Raw genomic sequence first — 3,294 nt, 5'->3', positions numbered from 1 at the left:
AAGCGTTAGATTTATTGGGAGTTTCTCTGATTTGTACCCAGTAACGGGGCGCTGGAAATTCTCTTAATCCCTTCTACAGCACAGCTTATGGCTTTTTGTCAACGGGGAAGTCCAGTTATAACCTTTCCAAGGCTTTTCTCTCTTTTTCAGTCACTTCTCGCCATTGACCGGGTTGTAATCCTGTTAAGCATAATTTATTGTTTTTGTCAATAGTAATGGCTGTTCTAATTAATCTTAAAGTGGGATAACCAACGGCAGCCGTCATCCGTCTTACCTGACGATTTCTCCCCTCAGTTAAGGTAATTTCTAACCAAGCGGTGGGGACAGATTTTCGATAACGAATCGGTGGCTCTCTGGGGGGTAAATCTGGTTCAAAATCTAGTAAATTAACTATTGCTGGTCGAGTGCGATAATCCTGAATATGAAGACCTTGACGCAATTTTCCTAAAGCGTTTAGGTCTGGAATTCTTTCGACTTGTACCCAATAGGTACGCGGATGAGCAAATTGACGATGACCCAAACGATGCTGTAATTGACCGTTATCTGTGAGTAATAATAATCCCTCGCTGTCCCTATCTAAACGACCGACAGAATAGATATTTGGGATGGGAATATAATCTTTTAAAGTCGAGCGACCATTTTCATCAGTAAACTGACATAATACATCGTAGGGTTTATAAAAAAGGATATATTTATTCAAGGGAAAAAGGAGTCAGGAGATAAGTAGTTGTGCAAAATGAATTTCTTGGTTAGAATAGGCAAAAGGCAATAGGCAATAGGCAAGAGGTAGTTAGATATGTTTAATTAACTTTGCTTAGGTACTTAACTGATAACTGACCACTGATAACTGATTACTGATAACTGATAACTGATTTAATCCCGTTGATGGGAGAATTGATAAGCACCGACAATCGAGAGAAGAATAGCGACGATTAATAAAATAGGGATAGCGAACCAAGGAAATTGATTTATATCGTAGGCTGCGGCTCTTAATCCCAGACTAGCATAGGTGAGGGGCAAGGAATAAACAATAATTTTTAATGGCCAGGGTAAGGTTTGGGGGTCGAAAAAAGTTGCTCCTAAAAAAGACATCGGCACGATTAAAAAGTTATTATACAGACCGACACTTTCGAGGGATTTAACTCGCAATCCGACAATTGCCCCTAAACCGGCAAACACGGCACAATTTAAGATTAAAATTAATAAAAAGAGGGGATTGAGAAAACTGACAAATTTTCCTGTAAATAAGATAGCGATGAGAATCACTGATGCAGAAGTCATTACACCACGCAAAATTCCCGCGAAAACTTTGCCTAAAAATAATGAGAGGGGATGGACGGGAAGTAATAATAATTCCTCGAAGGTTTGACTAAATAAGCGATCGCCACAGATGGAAAAGGTGGTTCCCCCGAAACTGATCGCCATTGAGGACAGGGCCACCATTCCGGGTAAAATAAATTCTAGATAGGAATCACCGAGCGAGGGTTTCATCGAGCGATCGAGGGCGCTTCCCAACCCCAACCCGAAACCGATAATATAGATTAGGGGAGAAACTAAACCTGTGGCGGCGATCTGAAGGACTCTCGCCCGTAAATCTAGCCATTCTCCCCAAAATACGGTTAAAGTGTCTGTTAATATCGTCTGAGCTTGAGCTAGTTTCACTGGTATTTTGGTTAATTAGTAAATATACTTTTAATAATAATTAATAATTGTCCCCTTTTTCAAGAGTGGCTCATCCCAGTTTAGTAAAATGTAGGGTGCGTTAGACGGCGACAATCTCTGCTTAAACTTGAATCTAACAATCCGTCGTAACGCACCACACCTAGGATTAATTTAATTTGGTGCGTTACGCTATCGCTAACGCACCCTACTACTACTACTTACTTATGATAAAATGCCTTCAAAGACAGGTAAGAGAAAACTTGCAATTATTCACCCAATAAAATAACTGATAGCCGAGATGAAACCCTGTTACTGCATTAATCCCGATTGTTCTCAACCGGAGCATCCGAGTAATAATAACTCGAATACTCGTTACTGTCAAAGTTGCGGCTCTCAATTGTTGTTAAATGGTAAATATAGGGTGAGTCGGTTATTGAGTGATACGACCGGTTTTGGCATTGTTTATGAGGCTTTTGAAGGTTTTACAGCCAAAATCCTTAAGGTATTACAAGAAAAATGGAATAATGAACCGAAGGCAGTGGAATTATTTAAACGGGAATATGACGTTTTATTAGAGTTGAGTCGTCAAAATGTCACCGGTGTTCCTCGAGCAGATGCCTATTTTCAATATTCCACGAGAGAAGGGAAAATATTACACTGTTTAGTTATGGAAAAAGTGGAGGTGATTAATTTAGAACAGTGGCTCAACCAGTATGATAAATTAAGTCAAAAACGAGCCTTAAAATGGCTGAGAGAAATTACTTTAATTCTCGATAAAATTCATCAACAGAATTGGCTGCATCGAGATATTAAACCCCCTAATATCATGTTGCGGAATAGTGGCGAGTTGGTGTTAATTGATTTTGGGACAGCAAGGGAAGAAACCCAAACCTATCATCAAAAGGTAAAAGGTCAACAGGTGACAGGTATTACCTCAGCCGGATATACCCCCAATGAACAACAACATGGTCAAGCAGTGATTCAATCAGATTTTCATGCTTTAGGACGAACTTTTGTGCATTTATTAACAGGAAAACATCCCTTAGAAATTTATGATCCGATTAATGATGTTTTACCTTGGCGAGAAGAAACGGAAAATATTCACCCGTTATTGTTGGATTTTATTGACGAGTTAATGGGAAAATTGCCCGAGAATAGACCGGCTAATACTAGGGTTATTTTACAACGTTTAGATGAGATTGAACGGCAATTAAAGTTACCTCCTATAACTCCTACTATAACATCTCCACCACCAAATCCGCAGCCTGTTGTAACTCAAAAACAATCGCCAGTTATTCCTAAGATTAATTCTTCGGTTTCACCCTTAGATAAAACCCTAACTGGTCATTCTTACCGGGTTAACTCAGTAGTATATAGTCCCGATGGCCGCTATTTAGCTAGTGGTAGTAGTGACAAAACTATCAAAATTTGGGAAGTAGCGACCGGAAAAGAATTGCGTACCCTTACTGGTCATTCTGACTGGGTTATGTCAGTAGCATATAGTCCCGATGGACGCTATTTAGCTAGTGGGAGTAGTGACAATACTATCAAAATTTGGGAAGTAGCAACCGGAAAACAATTGCATACTCTTACTGGTCATTCTAGTGGGGTTTTGTCAGTAGTATATAGTCC

At 39.6% G+C, this 3,294-nt stretch carries 3 protein-coding genes; 1 reads left to right on the top strand and 2 read right to left on the bottom strand.

The annotated features are described in order from the left end of the window. Positions 1 to 115 precede the first annotated feature (115 nt). Positions 116 to 700, bottom strand: coding sequence for a pseudouridine synthase (locus EWV68_RS09470; protein ID WP_287169598.1), 585 nt, complete (start codon positions 698 to 700; stop codon positions 116 to 118). Positions 701 to 873: 173 nt separating this feature from the next. After that, a complete protein-coding gene (locus EWV68_RS09465) occupies positions 874 to 1,662 on the bottom strand; it encodes an ABC transporter permease (protein WP_287169597.1) in 789 nt (262 codons plus the stop codon). 298 nt (positions 1,663 to 1,960) lie between these two features. On the opposite strand from EWV68_RS09465, the gene EWV68_RS09460 reads away from it, so the two are divergent. Further along, positions 1,961 to 3,294: serine/threonine-protein kinase (locus EWV68_RS09460; protein WP_287169595.1), on the top strand; the 1,334-nt coding region annotated here is incomplete at its 3' end.

The organism is Microcystis sp. M_QC_C_20170808_M9Col, assembly GCF_007095495.1.
GTDB lineage: Bacteria > Cyanobacteriota > Cyanobacteriia > Cyanobacteriales > Microcystaceae > Microcystis > Microcystis aeruginosa.
The sequence above is the reverse complement of the archived record's forward strand: the minus strand, read 5'-3'. Positions and strand labels throughout refer to the sequence as shown.